This is a genomic window from Leclercia sp. UBA5076 (assembly GCF_002416465.1).
GTDB lineage: Bacteria > Pseudomonadota > Gammaproteobacteria > Enterobacterales > Enterobacteriaceae > Enterobacter.
This window is the reverse complement of sequence record NZ_DIAO01000017.1, coordinates 1-21817: the sequence shown is the minus strand read 5'-3', so window position 1 is coordinate 21817 and position 21817 is coordinate 1. Positions and strand designations below refer to the sequence as shown.

General features: G+C 52.4%; 23 protein-coding genes and 1 pseudogene. 4 read left to right on the top strand and 20 right to left on the bottom strand.

Features of this window, described 5'->3' with window-relative positions; genetic code table 11:
- Positions 1–59: 59 nt before the first annotated feature.
- The 13 genes and pseudogenes from fliR to fliF all read right to left on the bottom strand — a co-directional run.
- Positions 60–852, bottom strand: a pseudogene (fliR, locus tag B3X29_RS16800) (flagellar biosynthetic protein FliR); the annotation flags it as partial.
- 2 nt (positions 853–854) lie between these two features.
- Positions 855–1124, bottom strand: a complete 270-nt coding sequence (gene fliQ / locus B3X29_RS16795; protein WP_032612271.1) for a flagellar biosynthesis protein FliQ — start codon at positions 1122–1124, stop codon at positions 855–857.
- A gap of 10 nt (positions 1125–1134) precedes the next feature.
- Positions 1135–1872, bottom strand: a complete 738-nt coding sequence (gene fliP / locus B3X29_RS16790; protein ID WP_103180152.1) for a flagellar type III secretion system pore protein FliP — start codon at positions 1870–1872, stop codon at positions 1135–1137.
- Entirely contained in the window at positions 1872–2246 is a 375-nt protein-coding gene (gene fliO, locus B3X29_RS16785; RefSeq protein ID WP_103180151.1) for a flagellar biosynthetic protein FliO, read from the bottom strand. Before fliO ends, fliP begins: the two co-directional genes overlap by 1 nt.
- A gap of 2 nt (positions 2247–2248) precedes the next feature.
- A complete protein-coding gene (gene fliN, locus B3X29_RS16780) occupies positions 2249–2662 on the bottom strand; it encodes a flagellar motor switch protein FliN (protein ID WP_103180150.1) in 414 nt (137 codons plus the stop codon).
- Positions 2659–3663, bottom strand: coding sequence for a flagellar motor switch protein FliM (gene fliM / locus B3X29_RS16775; RefSeq protein ID WP_103180149.1), 1005 nt, complete (start codon positions 3661–3663; stop codon positions 2659–2661). The genes fliN and fliM overlap by 4 nt, the downstream gene beginning before the upstream one ends.
- A gap of 4 nt (positions 3664–3667) precedes the next feature.
- On the bottom strand, positions 3668–4135 hold the full coding sequence (fliL, locus tag B3X29_RS16770) for a flagellar basal body-associated protein FliL (RefSeq protein ID WP_103180148.1): 468 nt from the start codon (positions 4133–4135) through the stop codon (positions 3668–3670).
- A 111-nt stretch (positions 4136–4246) separates the two neighbouring features.
- A complete protein-coding gene (gene fliK, locus B3X29_RS16765) occupies positions 4247–5446 on the bottom strand; it encodes a flagellar hook length control protein FliK (RefSeq protein ID WP_290559302.1) in 1200 nt (399 codons plus the stop codon).
- A complete protein-coding gene (gene fliJ / locus B3X29_RS16760) occupies positions 5443–5886 on the bottom strand; it encodes a flagellar export protein FliJ (protein WP_103180146.1) in 444 nt (147 codons plus the stop codon). The genes fliK and fliJ overlap by 4 nt, the downstream gene beginning before the upstream one ends.
- Positions 5887–5906: 20 nt before the next feature.
- The gene (gene fliI / locus B3X29_RS16755) at positions 5907–7277 is read right to left on the bottom strand and encodes a flagellar protein export ATPase FliI (protein WP_103180145.1); all 1371 of its coding nucleotides are present in this window, start codon (positions 7275–7277) and stop codon (positions 5907–5909) included.
- Positions 7277–7984 carry a flagellar assembly protein FliH gene (fliH, locus tag B3X29_RS16750; RefSeq protein WP_103180144.1) on the bottom strand — a complete coding sequence of 236 codons (708 nt, stop codon included), beginning with the start codon at positions 7982–7984 and terminating at the stop codon, positions 7277–7279. The genes fliI and fliH overlap by 1 nt, the downstream gene beginning before the upstream one ends.
- On the bottom strand, positions 7977–8972 hold the full coding sequence (gene fliG / locus B3X29_RS16745) for a flagellar motor switch protein FliG (protein ID WP_103180143.1): 996 nt from the start codon (positions 8970–8972) through the stop codon (positions 7977–7979). The genes fliH and fliG overlap by 8 nt, the downstream gene beginning before the upstream one ends.
- On the bottom strand, positions 8965–10644 hold the full coding sequence (fliF, locus tag B3X29_RS16740; protein ID WP_103180142.1) for a flagellar basal-body MS-ring/collar protein FliF: 1680 nt from the start codon (positions 10642–10644) through the stop codon (positions 8965–8967). Before fliF ends, fliG begins: the two co-directional genes overlap by 8 nt.
- A 227-nt stretch (positions 10645–10871) precedes the next feature.
- Here fliF and fliE point away from each other — a divergent pair, with 227 nt between their 5' ends.
- The gene (gene fliE, locus B3X29_RS16735; RefSeq protein ID WP_103180141.1) at positions 10872–11186 is read left to right on the top strand and encodes a flagellar hook-basal body complex protein FliE; all 315 of its coding nucleotides are present in this window, start codon (positions 10872–10874) and stop codon (positions 11184–11186) included.
- A gap of 1269 nt (positions 11187–12455) precedes the next feature.
- On the opposite strand, the gene B3X29_RS16730 is transcribed toward fliE, so the two are convergent.
- The 3 genes from B3X29_RS16730 to B3X29_RS16720 are packed head-to-tail and all read right to left on the bottom strand — an operon-like array spanning position 12456 to position 14970.
- Positions 12456–13697: a DUF6056 family protein gene (locus B3X29_RS16730; protein ID WP_103180139.1), complete on the bottom strand. Its 1242-nt coding sequence runs from the start codon at positions 13695–13697 to the stop codon at positions 12456–12458.
- Complete coding sequence (locus B3X29_RS16725) at positions 13694–14611, bottom strand: glycosyltransferase family 2 protein (RefSeq protein ID WP_103180138.1); 918 nt, start codon at positions 14609–14611, stop codon at positions 13694–13696. The genes B3X29_RS16730 and B3X29_RS16725 overlap by 4 nt, the downstream gene beginning before the upstream one ends.
- Positions 14608–14970 (bottom strand): GtrA family protein, encoded by a 363-nt coding sequence (locus B3X29_RS16720; RefSeq protein WP_103180137.1) that lies wholly within the window; start codon positions 14968–14970, stop codon positions 14608–14610. The genes B3X29_RS16725 and B3X29_RS16720 overlap by 4 nt, the downstream gene beginning before the upstream one ends.
- A 454-nt stretch (positions 14971–15424) precedes the next feature.
- Between B3X29_RS16720 and yedD the strand changes: the two genes are divergently transcribed.
- Positions 15425–15838, top strand: coding sequence for a lipoprotein YedD (gene yedD, locus B3X29_RS16715; protein ID WP_103180136.1), 414 nt, complete (start codon positions 15425–15427; stop codon positions 15836–15838).
- A 50-nt stretch (positions 15839–15888) separates the two neighbouring features.
- On the opposite strand, the gene amyA is transcribed toward yedD, so the two are convergent.
- From amyA to fliD, 4 genes are all read right to left on the bottom strand, one after another.
- The gene (gene amyA / locus B3X29_RS16710; RefSeq protein WP_156654833.1) at positions 15889–17373 is read right to left on the bottom strand and encodes an alpha-amylase; all 1485 of its coding nucleotides are present in this window, start codon (positions 17371–17373) and stop codon (positions 15889–15891) included.
- 102 nt (positions 17374–17475) lie between these two features.
- A complete protein-coding gene (gene fliT / locus B3X29_RS16705; protein ID WP_156239230.1) occupies positions 17476–17835 on the bottom strand; it encodes a flagella biosynthesis regulatory protein FliT in 360 nt (119 codons plus the stop codon).
- Positions 17835–18245, bottom strand: coding sequence for a flagellar export chaperone FliS (gene fliS, locus B3X29_RS16700; protein ID WP_103180133.1), 411 nt, complete (start codon positions 18243–18245; stop codon positions 17835–17837). Before fliS ends, fliT begins: the two co-directional genes overlap by 1 nt.
- 24 nt (positions 18246–18269) lie before the next feature.
- Positions 18270–19673 carry a flagellar filament capping protein FliD gene (gene fliD / locus B3X29_RS16695; RefSeq protein ID WP_159339542.1) on the bottom strand — a complete coding sequence of 468 codons (1404 nt, stop codon included), beginning with the start codon at positions 19671–19673 and terminating at the stop codon, positions 18270–18272.
- Between the two features lie 236 nt (positions 19674–19909).
- On the opposite strand from fliD, the gene B3X29_RS16690 reads away from it, so the two are divergent.
- Together B3X29_RS16690 and B3X29_RS16685 are read left to right on the top strand one after the other, a co-directional pair.
- Positions 19910–20881 carry a flagellin gene (locus B3X29_RS16690; RefSeq protein ID WP_156239224.1) on the top strand — a complete coding sequence of 324 codons (972 nt, stop codon included), beginning with the start codon at positions 19910–19912 and terminating at the stop codon, positions 20879–20881.
- 183 nt (positions 20882–21064) lie between these two features.
- Positions 21065–21817: flagellin (locus B3X29_RS16685; RefSeq protein WP_290559289.1), on the top strand; the 753-nt coding region annotated here is incomplete at its 3' end.

The window sequence follows — 21817 nt, the reverse complement described above, 5'->3', positions numbered from 1 at the left end:
GGCAGATGTTTCTCATTTTCTATTTTAGGAATATCCTCAGAAAGACAATATAAAAAAGAGGGTTTATTGTTTCACGGAAAGCTCGCGCACGATATTGGCCAATAAATTAAATATTTCACTAAATAGATGTTCGCAGAATGGCGCAATAAGCGGCATTAAGAGGCCGATAAGCACAAGGCCGATAGTCAGGGTGATAGGGAAACCAATGACAAACACCGACAGCTGTGGCGCCATACGGTTAAGTAAACCCAGCGCCAGGTTGACGATCAGCAGCAGGGTAATCAGCGGCAGCGCCAGCATCAGGCCGTTAAGGAAAATCAGCCCGGCCGCACGGGTCAGCGCCATAAAAGCGTTGCTGTTTACCGGCTCCCCGCCAATCGGCAGGGTGTGGAAGGTATCCACCAGCATCGAAATCAGCCACAGATGCCCGTCAAAGGACATAAACAGCAGCATCGCCAGCAGGTCGATGATACGAGCAATGATCGGCATGTTAAGCCGACTGCCAGGGTCAAAGAAGGTGGCGAAGGAGAGACCCATCTGCAGACCAATCAGCTCCCCGGCGGTGCGCACGGCGGCAAAGGCAAACTGCATCGTAAAGCCGATGGCCACGCCAATCAGGATCTGCTGTAGCCCAACCCACAGGGCTGGCGCGGAGAAAATTGGCACATTTACCGGCGGCAGCGTTGGGGCAACGATGATGGTAATGAGAATAGCCAGGCCCAGCTTGACCCGCTTGGGTATCGCCCGCTCGCTCAGGATCGGCGCGGTGGAGATGAGGGCCAGGATGCGCAAGAGCGGCCAGAAGTAGAGGCCCAGCCACTCAAGCCACTGGATGCTGGTAACTTGCAGCATACCTAGCCGATGATATAGGGCAGGTTAGTGAACAGATTGCGCATGTAATCCAGCAGCAGGTTGAGCATCCACGGCCCGGCGATAATGATCGCCACAAACACGGCGATGATTTTCGGGATAAACGACAGCGTCATCTCGTTAATCTGCGTGGCGGCCTGCAGGATACTGATGATCAGACCGGTGACCAGCGCCACCAGCAGCAGGGGAGCGGCAACGGAGATGGCGACCTTCATCGCTTCCGTGCCCATCATCATGACCGATTCTGGCGTCACCGGGCGCTCCTTAACTGTAGAAACTTTGTGCCAGCGACCCCACCAGCAGCTGCCAGCCGTCCACCAGGACAAAGAGCATCAGCTTGAAGGGCAGGGCAATGGTTGCCGGCGGCACCATCATCATCCCCAACGCCATCAGGACGCTGGCGATAACAAGGTCGATAATCAAAAACGGAATGAAGATCGTAAAACCAATCTGAAAGGCGGTTTTCAACTCGCTGGTGACGTAAGCGGGCAGCAGAATGCGCATCGGCACCGCCTCAGGCCCCTGGATCGGCCCGGCGTTCGCCAGACGGGCAAAGAGCGCCAGGTCAGCTTCGCGGGTCTGACGTAGCATGAATTCCCGCAGCGGTTGCGCCCCTTTTTCCAGCGCCTCCTGCATGGAGATCTTCTCTTCGCTGAAGGGCTGATAGGCGTCGGTGTAAATCTTGTCGATCACCGGCGACATAATGAAAAAGGTCAAAAACAGGGAGAGACCGAGCAGCACCTGGTTAGGCGGCGCGGACGGGGTACCCAGGGCGTTTCGCAGCAGACCGAAGACGATGATGATGCGGGTAAAGCTGGTCATCATCAGCAGAATAGCCGGGATAAAGGTCAGCGAGGTGATAAACACCAGCGTCTGAACAGGCAGAGACCAGCTCTGACCGCCATTGGCCATCGGCGTCGAGATCAGGCCGGGCAACTGGGCATACACGGCGGGAGCAAACAGGCCAACCCCGGCAAGCGTAAGGGATAACAAACGGCGCATCACGATCTCCCGGAACGCTTAAGCAAACTCTTCATCACGGACTGAAAATCCTGTGGAACCTCTGTGCGACTCTCCTCAGAGACCGGCGCAGGCGGCAATTTATGCAGAATATTAATGTTTGAGGCGGTCACACCCAGCACCAGCCGGGCGTCTTCTACTTCAACGATCACCACGCGCTCACGCGGGCCCAGCGAAGTGCTGGCAGCGAGCTTCAGCCCGCGGGCACCGGCGGTTTTGCCCGCCAGTCCCACGCGTTTAGCCAGCCAGGCGGCAACGAGAATAAAGGCAATAATACCCAGCAGCGCGCCGCTGACCTGAAGCAGCGGCGAACCTGGCACCGCAGAGGGCTGAGAGACGACTGCCTGGGTCTTCATGCTTAACGGCTCAGACGACGCATACGTTCAGACGGGGTAATGATGTCGGTGATACGCACGCCGTACTTATCGGCGACAACCACAACTTCACCCTGGGCAATCAGGTAGCCGTTGATCAGAATATCCAGCGGCTCACCGGCCAGGCCATCCAGCGCCACGACCGAACCCTGCGTCAGGCGCAGCAGCTCTTTAATGGTCATGCGGGTACGGCCCAGCTCCACGGTCAGCTTGACCGGGATATCCATAATCAGATCGATATCCTGCAGCGTACCGCTGACGTCGCCGCCGCCCAGCTGCTGGAATACCGAATCGGCAACGCTTTTGCTGGCCGGTGCTTTTTGTTCGTTTAACGCCTCAGCCCACAGATCGTCCAGTGCTCCGGTGTTGTCATCGGACGGATTGTTCATATCACTCATTTGGGCTGTTCCTCATTCAGAGAATTCAAAATCGGGTTGATCAGGTGCTCAACGCGTAACGCGTACTGATTATTCACGGTGCCATACTGGCTGGTCAGCACGGGCACGCCATCCACATGCGCAATGATGCGGTCGGGTTTTTCTATCGGCAGAACATCGCCGGGTTTTAATTTTAAGATCTGCGACAAACGCAGCGGCACGTCGGCAAAATTGGCCACCAGTTCTAACTGGGAGTGCTGAACCTGGCGTACCAGGTTCTCACGCCAGTTCTGATCTTCATGGCGGGAGTTCTCCAGCGGCGGGTTCACCAGCACTTCGCGCAGCGGCTCAATCATGCTGAACGGCAGGCAGATATTGAATTCGCCGGTCAGGTTGCCGATCTCCACGTGGAACGGGGTGTTGACCACGATATCGTTTGGCGAGGTGGTAATGTTGGTGAACTTCACCTGCATCTCGGAACGCACATACTCCACGTCGAGCGGGTGGATCGCCTTCCATGCGTCGCTGTACCCCTCAAGGGCCAGCTTCAGCATGCGGTTGATAACGCGCTGTTCGGTGTGGGTGAACTCGCGGCCTTCCACTTTAGTCGGGAAACGTCCGTCGCCGCCGAAGAGGTTATCTACGGCGATAAACACCAGGCTTGGCGAGAAGACGAACAGACCCGTGCCACGCAGCGGTTTCAGATGGATTAGGTTGAGGTTCGTCGGCACCGGCAGGTTACGGGCGAACTCATGATACGGCTGAATGCGGATCGCACCGACGGTAATATCCGGGCTACGGCGCAGCAGGTTAAACAGCCCCATACGGAACTGACGGGCAAAACGTTCGTTGATGATCTCCAGCGCCTGCAGACGCTCGCGCACCACGCGACGCTGGGTATTGGGATCGTAGGGGCGAATATCACTTTCGCCCGCCAGGCCCGCTTTTGGTTCGTCGGCTTTATCGCTGTCGCCGTTGAGCAGCGCATCGATTTCCGCCTGAGAAAGAATACTGTCGCCCATGTCGTTACCGCAGAATGAAAGCTGTATACAGAACGTCGGTGACTTCCTGCTTAGGTTGACCGCTGATCAGAGGCGCGGCCAGCGTTTGCTTAATGGCTTCCACCAGCTTCTGCTTACCTTCATCGGTAGAGAGCTGGGTGGCATCCTGACGAGAAAACAGCAGCAGCAGACGGCTGCGCACTTCCGGCAGGTATTCACTCAGACGCGCGCGGGTAGCTTCGTCTTTCAGACGCAGCGTAATGCCCACGTAAAAGACGTGATCGGCGTCGCCCAGGTTAACGGTGAACGTATCCAGCGCAAAAAAGACAGGTGCCGCCGGCGGTGGTGGCTCCACTTTGGCTTCGGCTGAAGGGGCTTTATTCATACGCCAGTAGCTGTAACCTGCGGTGGCGCAGGCGGCGAGCGTAATTAACACCAACAGCGGGATCCAGATGGAACGCTTACTTTTTTTGGTGATGGCGGAGTCAGTCATCTGTTGCGTGCTTCCTGTTTCGGGACTGCTAATGTGGTGATTATCCCGTGTCCTGTCGCCGTCAAAGGGTCGAAAAGACGGGGATAATCACGCTACCTCTGGCGTTTAGGTTTAGGCGAAGATATCGACGGCACTGTTTCCACGGGCTGCAGACTGCAGCGAGGCCGGTGCCGCCAGCAGCTCATCGCTCTCTTCATCAAATCCGCCGTTATTGCCGGAGCGGGATGCCTGCTGCTGATGCTGAGAGGAGGCCTGCTGTTGACCGTTAAAGTTTTCACTGCTGATGCTGCTTTGCGTAAGCTGAATACCGTTTTCCGCCAGCTGAGTACGCAGCACCGGCAGTGCCGCTTCCAGCGCCGCGCGAACGTGGCTGTGGCCTGACACCATCTGCAGCTGCGCCTGGTTATCATCCAGCTTAAGCGTAATTTGCACCTGGCCCAGATCTTCCGGGTGCAGACGCAGCTCGGCGCTCTGCTGGCCCTGACGGGTGAACAGCGTGATGTGCTGGCTGATGGTCTGCTGCCACTCATTGCTGCCCAGCTGGGCGCTGACCACCGGTGCGGCGGCCATCGTCGGCTGAGCAGAGTTAAGATTGCTGACAATCGGCCCCATCGTGACGGTCGGCCCGGTCGGGGATGGTGTGCTCTCAGCCGCCTGTCTGGTCGTTGCCGCGGCGACGGCTGGCGTCAGTTGGGTGTCAGAAGCTAAGGCCGCATCTTTATCCTGAGCCACGTTTTTTGCGGTGCGCAGCGCATCGGTATCCAGCGCTGGCTGATGACCACGATCGCCATTCAGCGTCGCCTTCACATCCAGGCTTCCGGCGCTCACTGGCTGAGGCGCGGCCGCGGTTGCGGTCTGCTGGTGGGGAAGCATCGCCATGAGGGCGCTTAATCCCGCCAGCTCTTCCTCGCTAAGCTCCGTTTTGCTGTCAGCCTCTTTAGCGGCCTGGGCCAGCGATTTCAGCACCTCGCTTTTGGCGACCGGCAACAGGCCGTGTGCCAGCCCCGGCTGGCTGGCATCTTCATCGGATAGCGTCAGATCCTGACGCGCCAGCAGCTCGGCAAGCTTGCCGGCATCGGCGTCAACGTCGCTATCGGCGGCACCGGTTTGCAGCGCCGCCTGGGCGAACTTGCCGCCCGATGAGTGGAGATCGTTCAGCGTCAGGCCGACATCTTTGCCCTGACCTTTGGCATCGCTTAACGCGCCCGCCAGCAGGGCAAGAAAATCCTGCGCGCCGTCGGCCGCTTTTCCGCCCCGCGCGCCAGCCGTAAGATCGCTGTCGCTCGAAAGCAGTTGTTGAAGGGTGATCATTCCGGGGTCCTCATTGATGCCCGCTGGGCAAATTCATCCATTTTTTTCTGATCGAGACGGCTTTCCGCCAGGGTTGCGGCGGCAAGCTGGCGATCCTGCAGTGTCTGCCAGGCCTGTAAGCGCTGTTTCTTCTCTCGCCAGGCTGTTAACGCAAGGTCGACTTTATTGCTCCACTGAACCACCTGCTGGCGATGCTGTTCGATCGCTTTCTCCAGCGTCTGGATGAACTGTTGATAGTTGATCCAGCGCTGGCTGCCGATGCCCTGCGTCATATCGGTATTGAGGTTGGTGCGATACTCATGCTGGTAGTCAATCAACATCTTCAGCTGCTCTTCCGCCTGTTGCTGTCCGCGGCGCATCACCCCAAGGTGCTGCGCGGCATGATCAACATCTTGCTCGGCCAGATCTTTCAGCGTGGTTAATGCGCCGTGTTGTGCCATGACATTCGCCCTCTACCTTGTTACACCTGCGGGAAGATCATCTCCAGAGCCTGGATTGAGCTTTCCCAGTCGGCCTTCTCAAAAATACCCTGCTGCAGATACGCCTCCAGATGCGGCCACAGGGCAATCGCCTTGTCGAGCATCGGGTCGCTGCCTTTGGCATACGCCCCGACGCTGATCAGATCGCGGTTGCGCTGGAAGCTGGAGAGCAGCTGTTTGAAGTTACGCACCCGGGCGTAATGCTTCTCGGTAATCAACGCCGTCATCGCACGGCTGATAGAGGCTTCGATATCGATAGCCGGATAGTGGCCCGCTTCGGCCAGGCGGCGCGACAGGACGATATGGCCGTCGAGGATCGCGCGTGCCGAGTCGGCAATCGGGTCCTGCTGGTCATCGCCTTCGGTCAGCACCGTGTAAAAGGCGGTAATGGAGCCCCCGCCATTGATGCCGTTCCCGGCGCGCTCCACCAACGCCGGGAGTTTGGCAAACACCGAAGGCGGGTAGCCTTTGGTAGCCGGTGGCTCGCCAATCGCCAGAGCGATCTCACGCTGGGCCATCGCATAACGGGTCAGGGAGTCCATGATCAGCAGCACGTGCTGGCCGCGGTCGCGAAAATCTTCGGCGATACGGGTGGCATAGGCAGCCCCCTGCATGCGCAGCAGGGGAGAGACATCCGCCGGGGCGGCAATCACGACCGAGCGGGCACGCCCCTCCGCACCGAGGATGTTCTCGATAAAATCTTTAACTTCACGGCCACGCTCGCCAATCAGCCCCACCACGATAACGTCGGCCTGGGTGTAGCGGGCCATCATGCCGAGCAGCACCGATTTTCCGACGCCGGAGCCGGCAAAAAGGCCCATACGCTGGCCGCGACCGACGGTCAGCAGGGCGTTGATCGGGCGCACGCCGGTATCCAGTACGTGTTCGATTGGGGTGCGTTGTAACGGGTTGAAGGGCGGTGTGACCAGCGCCCCGGTTTCGGTGGTGTCGGGCGCGGGCAGGCCATCCAGCGGCTTACCGGCGCCGTCCAGCACCCGTCCGAGCAGCGCCGGGCCGAGCGGCAGTTGCTTGCCGCTGTGCAGTCCGTCGCTGGAGAAATTTTTGGCATAGACCCGCGCGCCGGGCAGCACGCCTTCGACCTCTTCCAGCGGCATCAGGAACAGACGCTGGCCGTTAAAGCCGACCACTTCGCTCTCGACTTCGTGGATCTCGTTACCGTCCTGCCGTTCGATAATGCAGGTGGCCCCCAGCGGCAGTTGCAGGCCCGTCGCCTCCAGTACCAGACCGGTGGCGCGGGTTAAGCGGCCATAGCGACGAACGGGGGGCAGTTGCGCCATCTTCGCTTCAAAGTTGTCGAGGGTGGTGAGCCAACGGGTGAGGCGAGCGGTCATCAGATGACTCCCGGTGCCGCCAGGCGGCACAGTTCCTGCCAGCGGGTTGCCACGCTGGCATCCAGATCCCCTTCATCGGCAGAGACTTTGCAGCCGCCGTGATGCAGGGTCGGATCGCCGCGCAGACGCCAGCCGTGCAGGCTCAGGGTCGCGCCGAGCATCTCTTCCACGCGCTGCAGATCGTCTGGGTGGACGCGCAGCTGTGGTTTGCCGCTGAACAAGGGCTCCTGCTGCAGCAACCCCTGGATCTGTTTGATAAGCGAAGAGTTATCCACTGGCGGCGTATGGCCAATCACCTGGCGTGCCGCCTCAAGCGCCATCTGCATCAGGCGCGAGGCGATCACGCTGTCCAGCGCGTCCAGGGTATTCTGGAACTCGCTCACCAGCTGCTGCATCCGGGCATGGATCGGCGCCTGCTGCGAACGCGCCTGTTCTAACCCCTGGGCCAGCCCCTGAGTCAGACCTTCCTGATAGCCCTGCTCCTGGCCTTTCTGCCTGCCTTCGTTCAGACCGGCCGCGTAGCCTTGATCGTGCGCCTGCATCTGGATCTGCGCCAGCTGCTGCGCGCGCTGCTCCTCTTCGCTCAGCTCTGGCGCGTCCTCTTCCTCGCCCAGATCGGCAGAAGCGACGGCCGCAGGCACAAATTCCGCGCGGGGAGGGGAGAGATCGTCCGGGGTCCAGACTTTCCACGGCAGTTCATCAGACATAGGTATCCTCGCCGCTGCCTACCACCATCTCGCCGGTTTCTGCCAGACGACGCACAATAAGCAGGATCGCTTTCTGTTCGTTTTCCACCTGAGACAGACGGACCGGGCCACGGTTGGCAAGGTCGTCGCGCAGGATATCCGCCGCACGCTGGGACATGTTGCGCAGGAACTTCTCGCGCAGCGGCTGTTCGGCGCCTTTGAGGGCGATAAGCAGCGATTCGGAGTCCACTTCCTGCAGCAGGCGCTGGATACTGCGGTCGTCCACGTCGACCAGGTTTTCGAACAGGAACATTTCGTCGATAATTTTCTGCGCCAGTTCGCCGTCGAATTCGCGCACTGCGGTAATAACCGCCTCTTCCTGCTGCGTTTTCATCAGGTTGATAATTTCGGCCGCCGTTCTCACGCCGCCCATTTTGCTGCGCTTGAGGTTCTGGCCATCAAGCAGGCCATTCAGTACCTCGGTCAGTTCCGCCAGCGCCGCCGGCTGGACGCCGCCGAAGGTGGCGATACGCAGCATCACATCGTGACGCAGGCGCTCGTCGAACAGCGCCAGAATATCGGCCGCCTGACCACGCTTAAGGTGAACCAGGATAGTGGCGATGATCTGCGGATGTTCGTCGCGAATAAGATCGGCTGCGGTCTGCGGCTCCATAAAGTTGAGCGTTTCGATGCCGCTGGCGGTATCGCGGGTCTCGAGAATATCCTCCAGCAGGCTGGCGGCACGCTCTTCGCCGAGGGCTTTGACCAACACCGAACGCAGGTATTCGTTGGCATTGACGTTGAGCGCCGCAAACTGTTCCGCTTCCTGCTCAAACTCCGACAATACGTCGGTCAGCTGTTTGTTGGAGATCTGACGCACGTTGGCCATTGCCGCACTGAGAATCTGCACTTCGCGCTGGGAGAGGTGTTTGAACACCTCCGCCGCCCGGTCCTCGCCAATGGTCATCAGCAGGATGACGCTTTTATCCGTTCCGGTAAGGTTACTCATTTTCGTTACTCATCCACTGGCGAATGACCAGCGCCACGACGCGCGGATCGTTATCTGACATTTCGCGAATACGCTGGCTCATCACCTCAGCGCCCATGCGCTGGTTAGCACGGCGCTGCTGCAGCTGTTCGTCTTTGCTGAGACGGACTTCCACCGCTTCTTCTGTTTCCTGACGCAGCATGGTCTGCTCTTTCAGCGCCTTCGCCTCTTCGGCGCGGCGTACCAGCTGCGGACGTACCGCTTTACGCCACAGCAGCCAGGCGACAATCACCACCAGCAGCCAGCGACCGGCATCCATCATCTGGGCGATAAAGGACTGAGTTTTCCAGAACGGCAGCTCGCCGCTGTTATCGTCAACCGCACTGAACGGCGAGTTCACGACGTTTAAGGTATCGCCACGCGTCTCTGAGTAACCCATCGCTTCACGGGTCAGGTTTTCAATCTGTTTCATCTGCTCGGCGGTCAGCGGTAGCGGCTTACCGTCCGGCAGAGTTTTGTAGTTGACGACCACCGCCACGGAGAGACGCTGCACATCACCCGTGTTCATTTTGGTGTGGCGAATGGTGCGATCGACTTCGTAGTTAGTGGTTTCGTTGCGGCTGCTGGTGCGCGGGCCGGAATTGGCCGCAGCCGCCGTTTGCTGCTGATTCGCCTGCTGACCGTTCTGCGGGTTCTGCGCTGGCGCATTAATCGGCGCAGTGTTGGCCGGGGCTGGTTGGTTAGAGAGCGCACCCGGTACGCCCCCCGGGAATGGGCCGCCCACCTGCAGATTTTCATTTACCTGACGCGAACGCATCACCGCCTGGGCGGCATCGCCGTTCGGACGATACTGCTCTTCGGTCTGCTCTTTATCGGAGAAATCGATCTGCGCGGTAACCTGGGCATGAACGTTGGTTGTCCCAACAATCGGCCCGAGAATGGCTTCGATGCGGCTCTGAATGCGATTTTCCACATCAGTGGCATATTTCAGCTGTGCGTCATTGAGGTCGCGATCGCCGGTGTTGGATTTGGTTAACAGACGACCCGTCTGATCCACCAGGGTCACATTACCCGGCGGTAAACCCGCCACGGCGCTGGAGACCAGATGCACCACCGCACTGATTTGCCCTTCGTCCAGCGCGCGGCCAGGCTGCAGATTAACGGTGACGGATGCCGAAGGGGCTTTTTGTTCCCGGACAAACAGGGTCGGTTTCGGCATGGCCAGGTGCACGCGGGCGCTTTTCAGCGGACCCAGCGTTTCGATGGTACGGGCCAGTTCGCCTTCCAGCGCGCGCTGATAGTTCACCTGCTCGCTGAACTGGCTGATGCCAAATTTTTCCTGATCCAGCAGTTCAAAGCCTACTGCCCCGCCTTTCGGCAGGCCTTGCTGGGCAAGACGTAAGCGGAGTTCATGAACTTTATCGGCGGGGACTTCCAGCGCGCCGCCGTTATCCGCGAAGCGGTAAGGGACGTTCATCTGGGTGAGCTGGGTGACGATAGCGCCGCCATCCTGATCGGAAAGGTTGCTGAAGAGCGTGCGGTAGTCTGGTTGTTTGGCCCATAAGACCATAGCGACAACAATCGCGATGGCGGCAGCGCCTGCCACGATCAACGGCACTTTAGGGTTCGCGCGCAAGCGGCTCATCCATTCGAGAGATTTAGTTTGAGGGCTTGTTGTTGCTGACGCACTCATAGCGCACCTCGCGACTCATCGTGGATTTCATTATTAGTGTGGAGAAACAAAACAGACTCCCGGGTCGGCAAACACACAAAAAATTCCATAATCATGGCTGTGCCATTATTTGTTGAAACGGGAATTTCTATGCGTCAAATAACCTGGTTTTTTAACGCTATTTAGCGCCTTTATCTCATTGACAGACTGCTACTCTTGAGCGCGTAGAAAACCATCAGGGGAAAGTCATGGCAATACAGGGCATTGAAAGCGTCATCAGCCAGCTCCAGGCAACGGCGATGACCGCGCGTAATCAGAACGTGGCTGATGTGCAGTCGACGGTCAGCTTCGCGGGCCAGCTGCATGCGGCGCTGGACCGGATCAGCGACACGCAAACCGCGGCGCGCGTGCAGGGCGAAAAATTCACCCTCGGCGTACCGGGCATTGGTCTGAACGATGTGATGGCCGATATGCAAAAAGCATCGGTATCGATGCAGATGGGCATTCAGGTGCGTAATAAGTTGATGCAGGCGTATCAGGACGTTATGTCGATGCAGGTTTAGGTGTTTTAATCTAAGCGATATACCGTCTTTAACATCAGAGCCTTTTGCGCGGGATGCTGATGGGGTCAAGCTAACTAATTCTGGTTTTAAATGCTCACCTGTTCCTGGTTGTTTTCGGCCATCCAGGAACCCTGGACACAATAAACCCGCGCATCTGAGTGACCCATTTGCCTGGCTATAACATTGGGGGTGGCCCATGCAGTTAATGATCAGTATGTGTAAGTGTGTGGTTGCGGCGTATGTTTATAACTCCAGATTCGAAATCGATATCTAGCCACTAACTTTCCATGCCGTACGCCGCTATAAACAGCATGAGGCTTCGTATTTTCAGGCTGCTGATGCCGACAGGCATCAATCATCCTTATGACCCCCTCACGAATAAAAATGGCTGTTTGGATTCGGAACTATTTTAGTAGCTAAATACCAGAATACGGGTCACCTTTATATAAACACTGTCAGCGGCGAAATGGAATAAAATGGCCATAATCTCTATATTATTGCTAACAGTCGGATTCATCCTTTCTTTTACTGGCGGTTGATGCCCTTTCTTAAGAATGTGTTTACCCGACAGCAAACTCTGTCTTATAAACGGTAGGTCTTCCAAGGTAACGAAAAATGCCAGCCTGTTGTTTCCTTTCCATGACACATGATTACGAATCCTGGACTGGTAATTACCAGGGAGCACTGAATCGCCAAGGGTTAAACAGACAACTCAGAGTCATATATGATGGCTTATAAATAGTTGCCCAAGAGCGGTGCACATTATCCCGAATAGCTTTAAATTGAATCATTCAAATAAATTGTGAATTGTGGTTACTTTATTTCCAGCGTTGTACTTGTCTCGATATCACCGTCTACACTTTTTATAACAGGATAATGAATTACGAGCCGGATTCTTCCACTATCAAAGAGTCAAGAAGGGATGCCACGCCTGAAGACAAAATTGCAATAGTACCTCAGCCAGAACAATACTATTGATTGAATATAACTACATGAGATATTGTTTGTTGATAAGAATCCTGACGCCAGCAAGTACTGTCAGTGGGGACTTCGTAAAATGATTATTGTATTTACATTAAATCCCTCAAGGCAGATCTTTGATAGATTGATTGAGTCATTTCAAATTAATAATGTTTAACCTTAGCTATTTATTATTATACCTAACAGTGCAATAGTTATGATTTATATGTCAACGCCTTTATCTATAATTAGATTCATTATTTTAAATTTGATTATATGGTGGGAATGCCCCACCATATACAGAATTAATTACTGAACATTCCTGAATGCAAGTAGCTTTCCTCTCTCATCATTGATGAGTATTGTAATAGCCGCAATAGAGGCAGTAATGAACAATAGGTATGGAATATAGAGTATCCTATTACCTGACGCATATACCGTAGGGGAATATCCTAACATTGAAGCTGATGCTATTGCTCCACCTATCATGGCCAGTATCAGAAACGATAACAAACTTGTTGTTTGAGATATGATTACAGGTACCAATATTAAAATGGTGACGGTTAATGCAAATAATACGCGACAAATCGACAATGCAGAAAATATAGTATCTCCAGAAAGTTTGATTTTTGACAATGCTACCGGCGTAGAAGGTATTACACATAAAAATAGCAGGATTAAGCCTGCGGAAATGGGAAGCGCTCTGGTCTTTTTATCGCAAATTATTGCCATGGAAAACGCCATCACAGAAGGAACAATTGACTTTTCAGCAATCAACATATCAGCATATAAATTAATTCCAAGCATGGCTTTCTGCAGTACATTGAAGCTACCATACTCTTTATACCATGTTGCAATCTCACTATAATACCTTGCTTTATTTCCGGGGCATGTTGCTATATAAACTATCACTAATAATATAATACCGAGGGCTATCATTGTTGACGATATTTTTTTACCATGGAACTTACTATATATGATTAATGATAGCATAACTAACAAGTTAACAATAGCTAATTGCTCATTGAAAGATGAGAGAAAAATAGAAATATAGCATAATCCGGCACGCCATTTTCCCTTTTCCTGATGCATTATTTTTCCAATAAGTAGTGAGTATCCATAAAAAGCAAGAGCAGAGGGCCATAAATAATTAAATGATCCAGTAATCCATATAGTCCCATTAAAAAATATGTCTCTTGGAATGCTAAAAATAAGCAAAGATGTGGCAATTGCTGGAGCTATTTTCCAACCTTTATCATTAAGGCTACCATTTATTGAGTATATACCAATAACCAACAGCGAAAACATGAATGAGTTTATTATTGCCCAGATATTAAACTTGTTTATCAGGCTAATAAGAGCGTATTCAATTGGCGTGCGTGAGGACCAAGAAAAATATCTACTAATAACCCATTTTATGTGATCTGGCTCTGAAAACGATCTTTCAGAAAACCATAAATCATCAGATATCAGTGAGTATTGGTTGATATGTAATAGAGCTATTGCAAAAATGAAGCAACAGGCAAAAATACCATAGTTTGATCTGCTCATTTCTTACCCTTTAGTATGTATTTTGGACGTTTTTTCGTTTCAAAGTATATTCTTCCTATATATTCGCCAAGAACGCCTACTCCAATTAGTTGAACGCCACCCAAGAATAATATTGAGACTAATATGGATGGATATCCTCGTACAGGGTTACCGAGGATTAAGGTGCCGATAATCATATACGCACCATAGATGAATGCTAAACCTGCGACAAGCAAGCCGATGTATGTCCACATTCTTAAGGGAAAAGTTGAGAAGCTTGTTATTCCTTCCAATGCGAGATTCCATAATTTCCAACCATTGAACTTGGAATCGCCAGCTACTCTTCCCGCTCGAACATACTCAACGACATCAGTACGACCACCAACCCATGAAAGGATACCTTTCATAAATAAGTTGCATTCAGGCATAAGTTTAATATTTTCAACAATTTCACGAGACATGAGACGAAAATCGCCAACATTTTCTTCAATCTGTGGATTGCTGATTTTGTTATGAAGTTTATAGAACCATTCTGCAGTTTTGCGCTTTAGTCGTCCATCAGTTGACCTATCTGAACGTTTTGCAAGAACCATATCAGCGCCATTCTGCCATTTATTAATAAGGTGCGGGATAACCTCTATGGGGTCCTGTAGATCAACGTCAATTGGTATAATAGCTTGCCCTGTAGCATGTTCCAGACCGGCAAACAAAGCGGGTTCTTTCCCGAAGTTGCGTGTGAATGACAGGGGGATAACAAGTGGGTCAGACACCGCCAGAGCATTGATAATAGATTCTGTTGCGTCTTTACTTCCGTCGTTGACAAAGACTAATTCTATTTCAAATTTCTTTAACTCATCATATTCCCTTACCGTTTTATAAAAAATTGGTATCGTGTCCTCTTCATTAAATACTGGAATTACAAGAGAAATTTTCATTTTTCATCCCTAAAAACAATTAACTTTGAATATATGAATCCGCATAATAGGCTAATAGTAGAGAAAACAATAAGAGTGATAATCGGCTGCATGCCTGCCTTATCTGCAGTCCAGCCAACAACCGCACTTAAAATGCCCATAAATCCGACGTACGTTATATAACGTAGTTTCGATGGAGAAGCATTGAATGTGAACCTCGCATTAGCAAAAAAACTAAACGATACTGCTACAAGGAATCCAAACAGGTTAGCGATAGCCTGCGTAGTCTGTAAAAAATAAATACAGCTGGCAAAAACAAGCCAATGCACTAGTGTATTGATCACACCGATAGATGTATACTTCGCAAATAACTTCAGCATAATAAAAAATCAGTAAATTCTGAAAGGTCAGAAGTTTAACATCATTTTCAGATTTGAGCGACTACAGGAATTGATTGTTGCTAATGGGACCTTCTCAAGGAGTAGTCATTTTCATTAGTTGTTAACTTTCATGTTACGAAGCGGTTAAAATGATGGGTGTTGTAACATATTCTATACTTTCTTACGTGACTGGTTACTTTCTGTACTCGAGGGTGAGAGGAAAAAACACAAAAGAGTTTATGATCTCACCAAACAACACTCTAACTAAGGAAAATTTAGGCGGGCACGGGATATGAGGTATGGTCAAGATATGATCTCTTAATCTTTAGATATATTTTTTCTTTTCACTAAAATGCTTCAACACATGATTCTTGCTCCGCTCTAGCATCAATGTTGCTGGCGACCAGACCGCTTTGATGCCACACTCTTTATTTTCTTCCTAGACGGAACAATGATGAAAAAAATAGCAATTATAGCGGGGCTGCTGGCCTTAACCGGCTGTGTACAGGTCGACAGATATCAGGACGTGATCAAACATCCTGTCCCGGCTGAACTGGCGGGTTACTGGCAGTCGAAAGGGCCGCAGAGCAGCATGGTCAGCCCGGAAGCGATCGCGACGCTGGTCGTGACGCAGGAGGGGGATACCCTCGATTGCCGGCAGTGGCAGCGCGTGGTGGCCGTGCCGGGGAAAATCATGCTGCGTTCTGACGATTATTACAACGTCACCCGCAAGCTGGATATCTACCCGCTGGAGCGGGAAGGCTCCGCCATTGAGTACGATGGCATGAGCCTGCAGCGCGTCGACAAACCTACCGTCGAGTGTGCAAATTACCTGAGTAAAAATCCGCTTGAGAGCAAGCTGCCTTAAGGGATTTGCAGGCCGGGCAGGGGCAACGCCGCCCGGCTATCAACGCCTTACTATTCCGCTTCTATAACCCACACGCTGACGCTGCCGCCGTTGCAGGTGAAGACACCGGTACCGGTTTCGTCGGTCATTACCACTTCCTCGCGGTTACCGAGAAAATCTTTCCAGGTTTTATGGCCGTAGTTTTCCCCAAGCGTAATGGTTTTTTCGCCTTCGTCACCGTTAGAGAGCACCACCACGCAGCCGGGATTATCGTCGGTGCCGCTGCGGCTGAAGGCGATGCAATTAGGGTGATCGAACCACAGAGTCTGAATGCCGTGAGCAAAGCGCTGGCGGGCGAGGATCAGCTGATCGAGCTGCTCAATCACCGGCATATCGATGTGGTACATCTCGCCGTCACCACCGGTATCGTCATAGCTGGCGCCGTACAAATCGGGGTAGAAGACGCTGGGAACGCCATTTTCGCGCAGTAAAATCAGGGCATAGGCCAACGGCTTAAACCAGGCTTCAACCGGTGCCTCCAGCGCCTGTAGCGGCTGGGTGTCATGGTTAGCGACCAGGGTCACCGCGTGGAAGGGGGCTGCCTCTACCAGCGTGCCGGTAAAGATCTGGCTCATGTCGTAATCACGCCCCTGCAGAGAAGCTTCGTGAAACTTCATGTGCAGCGGGGCGTCAAACAGCATGGTTTTCCCCTCCACCTGATCGATATATTGTCGCAGTTTATCAACATCTGGCGACCAGTATTCCGCCACGATAAACAGCGGTTTCGGCGCTACCTCCTGGACATGTTCGATCCACTCTTTATAGAACCAGGCCGGAATATGTTTTACCGCATCCAGACGGAAGCCGTCACACTGGGTTTGCTCCATCAGCCAGCGCGCCCAGTATTTGATCTCCTCGGTTACCGCACGGTTGCGAAAATCGATGTTTTCGCCCATGAGGTAGTCAAAATTTCCCATCTCGTTATCGACCTGATCGTTCCAGCCTTCGCCGGTGTAATCATTGACGATCTTGAAGATGCCGTTTTCATCAGGGTTTTCGATATGATCTATGCCGCTGAAACATTTGTAATCCCAGATGAATTTTGAATACTTTCCGGCGCGAACCGGGAAGGTGTAGCGGGTCCAGGCTTCACACTCGATAATCTCGTCATCGATCTGGTTGCGATCGTCGGCGTTCACCCGCTGAACGCGGATGGCCTCTTTCTCATCGGCGCCCATCTTGTGGTTCACGACCACGTCCATCAGCACCGCGATATTGTTGCGTTTCAGCGCGTCGATAGCGGCAAGCAGCTGGTTTTTGTCACCATATTTGGTGGGAATAGATCCTTTTTGATCGAACTCGCCGAGATCGAAAAGATCGTAGCAGTCATAGCCGACAGAGTAGCCACCGGTCGCGCCTTTATAGGCCGGGGGCAGCCAGACCATGTTGATACCGATATCATTTAAGCCATCGGCGCGCTCGGCCACTTCCGGCCAAAGCTGACTGCCTTCAGGGTAATACCAGTGGAAGAACTGCAAAAGGGTGGGGTTTTTCATCTTCCGTGCTCCAGTTTAAGAACACAGAGAGTATGAGCGAGACGGGAGAAGTTAGCGGGTGAAAAAGTGAAATATTTTCACCCGCTTGTAATCACCCCCCGTTTAGATGTCCGTGGGGAAAAGAATATTGCCAGAGAGACGTCCATAAGTTGCATTCAGATTATGTTGTCGGGAGGAGTGCCCAACTAAAGTTCTCAGCTCGTCCATACGCTGTTGCAGCAAGGCTTTAAGCTCAATTTCATTATCGATGATCTGCCGAAGCATTGGGCGTATTTGCGCCTGTATGTGCGGCGCAATCTCGTTCGCATCCTGAAAATGTGTCAGTTTTTCAACGGCGGTTAAATACTTCACTTCGAAAGTAATCAGCTCATCCCAACGCCCCGATTTTGACAGCGCCAGCATCGAGGCGCTGGTAGTTAACAGATGCTGATAGTGTTGGAGCAATCCCAGATTGGCTTCCATTAGTCATTGTCCCGCATATGTTGAGAATTGGGGCCTATCTCTTTCCAGGCATCGGCGATGTTGTTGAGCAATTCCATCACTTCATTAATGGCATCAATGTCATTATGAATATTGGCCTGTAAAAGACGTCTGGTCATATAGTCATAGAGGCTGTCGAGGTTGGTAGCCAACTCACCACCCACCTCGTGATTTAGCCCTGACTGCAGACCGTTACTGATAATATTGATGGCTTTTCCCAGCGCCTGCCCTTTACCAGGAATGTCCCCTTGCTCAATCAATATGACGGCTTTTTTCATGGCGCTTAACGCGCCATCAAAAAGTAAAACCACCAGTTGATGCGGGCTGGCACTCAGGACGGCACTTTCAACACTTACCTGCGCATAGGCCTGAATTCCCGATTTTGTATACATCGTAAAACCTCAACTCATCATTCATTAACTGTTCATGGCATTGAACTGTTGGGTCAGATAGCTCCCGGTTTGATCCATAGAGGAGACCAGCTGACTCAAACTGGTAAATTGCGTTTTGTAGCGCGCCATCGTGGCCTCGATTTGCGCATTAACACGGTCATACTGGTCGGACAGATTTTTCAGCGTTTTGTTGATGCCATCAGTGGCGCTTTTGACCGAACCTTCGTTGCCTAACATGTCTTTCAACAGGTTACTGGTTTGCGTCGCCATGCCGGTTGTTTTACCGTCGCCTGAGAGAAACGCGAGCACGTCGGTAGACTTATCCGTCAGGGCCTTACCTAATTTGGTGCTGTCTACGGTCAATTTGCCGTTAATATCCTGGGTGATGCCCAGTTGCGACAGCGTCGCCAGTTCGCCGGTACCTTGCGCTGACGAGACCATAGAGCGCAGGCGGGTCTGGATATTACGCAGGGTGCCATCGCCCAACAGGTCGCCGTTGCTAGAGTCCTGAGATCCATCGCCCTGTTTCACCGCAGTATATTTCGTCTGGTTGCTGATGGTCGTCTGCAACGAGTTATACGCATCGACAAAGGCCTGGATCGCATCGGTCATCGGCTGATTGTCTTTCGCAATCGACAATGTTTCCGGGCTGCCAACGTTGGTCTTGGTCAGGTTGAGCGTGACACCTTCCGGGGCATCGGTAATGGCGTTGCTGCTACGGGTAATTTTGATGCCATTGATGTTAACGATGGCATCAGCCGCGGCAACCTGAACTTTCATTCCCGTTGATGAATCAAGCGGATCGTGGCTGATATATTTTTCCAGTTCGCTGTCATCGGTGGTGATCGTCATTTCGTTGGCGACACCGCTGTCACGTGAGGTCAGTGATAGATAGTAACTGTTGTCATCCGCTTTAATGATGCTGGCGGTTACGCTGCCTTGTTTAGCGTTAATCGCGTCACGTACATCCGCAAGGCTTGTCTTGTCGCTGGCCAGCGTCACCTTTAATGGATCTTTCTGACCCGGCTGCGTAATAGTGATCGTGCGCGAACTCATGCTGCTGTCGCCAAGATCGGTATCTTTGCTCGCCACTTTCGGGCTCAGCAGGGTTTGCGCTGCGGCCAGCTGCGTCACTTCTACCGAGTAAGAACCGGCCGAGGCACTGCTTGCCAGCGTGGCACTGAATGCCGTATTCGTGCTGGTCACTTTTGACTGCGCGATAGCAGACGTATTTTTCAGCGCATCCGACGCCGTTTGAAACTTGGTTAATGCAGTTTGTACCACGCCCCAGGCCGTCAGTTTTGCTTTATAAGAGGTCTGCTGCTGGGTAATCGGCGTGAGTTTGGTCTGCTCGGCTGTCTGTAAATTGTCATACAACGTATTGAGATCCAGACTGGTACCTGCACCGAGTGAACTAATACTTGCCATGTTTTCATCCTTTATTGAGACAATCGCTGGATGCTCTATCGGCAGAAATTACGAAAAGATTAGCTTTTTTTGCAGCTATCAATGGGTAAATAAAGCAGAGAAAAAACTGGCAGTTTGTCCTTTTAAAAAAATGATCTTTTTTCTAAAGGTTAGGAAGGGGGTGAACGATAACCAGGATAGCGGTGAGAAAACCGTAGGCAGATGCCTGAATCTGACAACTTTTAAAGGAACATATCATGGCTGTTATTAATACTAACACCCTGTCTCTGATGACTCAGAGCAACCTGAGCAAATCTCAGTCCACTTTGGGCACTGCGATTGAGCGTCTGTCCTCCGGTTTGCGCATCAACAGCGCCAAAGATGATGCTGCGGGCCAGGCGATCGCTAACCGCTTCACCTCCAACATCAACGGTCTGAACGTGGCAGCACGTAACGCCAACGACGGTATCTCCCTGGCGCAGACTGCTGAAGGCGCGCTGAGCGAAATCAACAACAACCTGCAGCGTGTCCGTGACCTGACCGTCCAGGCGCAGAACAGCTCTAACTCTGCTTCCGATCTTGACTCTATCCAGTCTGAAGTTAACCAGCGTATGGCTGAAATCGACCGTGTAACAACGCAGACCGATTTCAACGGCATTAAAGTCCTTAATAACACAACTGCTACCGCGTCAAATTATAATTTCCAGGTTGGCTCAAAAGATGGTGAGACGATTGGAATTGCTATCAATAGTGCAGCTGGATGGAACCTTGCATCCTCAAGCAGTGCAGCTGGTGCAGCAGGTACGACTACTGCAGTTACTGCAGGAGGGGTATATGCTAACACCGTTGCAGCCGCCACGTTGACTGATGTTAATGGCGTTGCTGGCAACCGTTCCGTTGCTGCGGTTGGTTTTGACGTGAGAAGCGGTAAAGTTACTGGTGCAGCCTTAGGGGCCGGAAACCCGCTTGCAGATATCGATAAAGCTATTAAAGCCGTTGATACACAACGTAGTTCTTTGGGTGCTTCTCAAAACCGTTTTGAGTCCACTGTAACTAACCTGAACAACACCGTGAATAACCTGTCTGCAGCCCGCAGCCGTATTCAGGATTCTGACTATGCGACCGAAGTGTCCAACATGTCCCGCGCGCAGATCCTGCAGCAGGCTGGCTCTTCTGTGCTGGCCCAGGCTAACCAGGTTCCACAGACTATGCTGTCTCTGCTGCGTTAAGCTCAATATTATTACGTCTAAAAGCGCCATTTATTGGCGCTTTTTTTATTAAGGTAGTACAGAACTCGAAACGCTATCATTTCCATTAAAGTTTGAAATCGTACTGTCGATAACTGTCTGGAGGGCGATGAAGCCGCAGGCCGCAGGCCGTAACTTAATGACAAATATTGAAGGATAATAATCATGGCAGTTATTAACACTAACACCCTGTCGCTGATGACGCAGAGCAATCTGAATAAATCTCAGTCTTCTCTGGGAACTGCGATCGAGCGTCTCTCGTCTGGTTTACGCATCAACAGCGCTAAAGATGACGCTGCGGGCCAGGCGATTGCCAACCGCTTTACTTCCAACATCAACGGTCTGAACGTGGCAGCACGTAACGCCAACGATGGTATCTCCCTGGCGCAGACTGCTGAAGGCGCGCTGAGCGAAATCAACAACAACTTACAGCGTGTACGTGATCTGACCGTGCAGGCGCAGAACAGCTCAAACTCAGCTTCCGACATTGACTCTATTCAGTCTGAAGTGAACGAGCGAATGAAAGAGATCAATCGCGTTGCTACCCAGACCGACTTTAACGGTATCAAAGTATTAAATAATACAGCATCCAAAACATTCAACTTCCAGGTTGGTTCAAAAGATGGTGAGCAAATCGGCATCACTATGAACGATAAAACAGCATGGGATAAATATACCGCTACGACTACTAATGGCATTGCAAGTCTGGACGGAAACATTGCTGCTGGCGATCGTAAAGTAGCGAGCAATGGCTATGATGTCCTGCAAAACGACGGTACTACCAGCACTGGTTTAAAAACCATCGACGATGCGATTAAAGCTGTCGATACACAGCGTAGTTCACTGGGTGCCTCCCAGAACCGTTTCGAATCCACCATCACTAACCTGAACAACACCGTGAATAACCTGTCTGCAGCC

Coding starts and splice junctions, on each gene's coding strand:
- fliO (WP_103180151.1), bottom strand. CDS start 2,246: ATGAAGACCCAGGCAGTCGTCTCTCAGCCCTCTGCGGTGCCAGGTTCG.
- fliK (WP_290559302.1), bottom strand. CDS start 5,446: ATGATCACCCTTCAACAACTGCTTTCGAGCGACAGCGATCTTACGGCT.
- fliL (WP_103180148.1), bottom strand. CDS start 4,135: ATGACTGACTCCGCCATCACCAAAAAAAGTAAGCGTTCCATCTGGATC.
- fliN (WP_103180150.1), bottom strand. CDS start 2,662: ATGAGTGATATGAACAATCCGTCCGATGACAACACCGGAGCACTGGAC.
- fliM (WP_103180149.1), bottom strand. CDS start 3,663: ATGGGCGACAGTATTCTTTCTCAGGCGGAAATCGATGCGCTGCTCAAC.
- fliI (WP_103180145.1), bottom strand. CDS start 7,277: ATGACCGCTCGCCTCACCCGTTGGCTCACCACCCTCGACAACTTTGAA.
- B3X29_RS16720 (WP_103180137.1), bottom strand. CDS start 14,970: ATGCTGAAGTTATTTGCGAAGTATACATCTATCGGTGTGATCAATACA.
- fliS (WP_103180133.1), bottom strand. CDS start 18,245: ATGTATACAAAATCGGGAATTCAGGCCTATGCGCAGGTAAGTGTTGAA.
- fliH (WP_103180144.1), bottom strand. CDS start 7,984: ATGTCTGATGAACTGCCGTGGAAAGTCTGGACCCCGGACGATCTCTCC.
- fliD (WP_159339542.1), bottom strand. CDS start 19,673: ATGGCAAGTATTAGTTCACTCGGTGCAGGTACCAGTCTGGATCTCAAT.
- fliF (WP_103180142.1), bottom strand. CDS start 10,644: ATGAGTGCGTCAGCAACAACAAGCCCTCAAACTAAATCTCTCGAATGG.
- fliJ (WP_103180146.1), bottom strand. CDS start 5,886: ATGGCACAACACGGCGCATTAACCACGCTGAAAGATCTGGCCGAGCAA.
- amyA (WP_156654833.1), bottom strand. CDS start 17,373: ATGAAAAACCCCACCCTTTTGCAGTTCTTCCACTGGTATTACCCTGAA.
- B3X29_RS16730 (WP_103180139.1), bottom strand. CDS start 13,697: ATGAGCAGATCAAACTATGGTATTTTTGCCTGTTGCTTCATTTTTGCA.
- fliP (WP_103180152.1), bottom strand. CDS start 1,872: ATGCGCCGTTTGTTATCCCTTACGCTTGCCGGGGTTGGCCTGTTTGCT.
- fliT (WP_156239230.1), bottom strand. CDS start 17,835: ATGGAAGCCAATCTGGGATTGCTCCAACACTATCAGCATCTGTTAACT.
- B3X29_RS16725 (WP_103180138.1), bottom strand. CDS start 14,611: ATGAAAATTTCTCTTGTAATTCCAGTATTTAATGAAGAGGACACGATA.
- yedD (WP_103180136.1), top strand. CDS start 15,425: ATGAAAAAAATAGCAATTATAGCGGGGCTGCTGGCCTTAACCGGCTGT.
- B3X29_RS16690 (WP_156239224.1), top strand. CDS start 19,910: ATGGCTGTTATTAATACTAACACCCTGTCTCTGATGACTCAGAGCAAC.
- fliG (WP_103180143.1), bottom strand. CDS start 8,972: ATGAGTAACCTTACCGGAACGGATAAAAGCGTCATCCTGCTGATGACC.
- fliE (WP_103180141.1), top strand. CDS start 10,872: ATGGCAATACAGGGCATTGAAAGCGTCATCAGCCAGCTCCAGGCAACG.